1 pseudogene is annotated in these 218 nt (G+C 70.2%); it reads right to left on the bottom strand.

Going from position 1 to position 218, the window contains the following annotated elements:
• Nucleotides 1-218: pseudogene (locus HMPREF2883_RS11865) on the bottom strand (ferrous iron transporter B); the annotation flags it as partial.

The raw sequence follows: 218 nt of genomic DNA, 5'->3' as shown, positions 1-218 counted from the left end.
GGTAGGGCGGCATCTCCATGTAGAAGGGCAGCAGCACTCCGCCGCGGTCGGTGAGGCGCTTGACCACCCAGGCGGCCGCCATCGCGGAGACCGCGCCCAGCAGGTAGAGGGCGAACATGACGGTTCCGCGTGCGCCCAGCGGCCCGATCTTCGCGTCGGCGGGCACCATGATGGAGGTGAGCAGGACGTAGACGGGCAGGCGGGCCGAGCAGGTCATG

Origin of the sequence: Actinomyces sp. HMSC075C01, assembly GCF_001812965.1 — a bacterium.
Lineage (GTDB): Bacteria > Actinomycetota > Actinomycetes > Actinomycetales > Actinomycetaceae > Actinomyces > Actinomyces acetigenes.
This window is presented reverse-complemented; position numbering and strand designations above follow the sequence as displayed.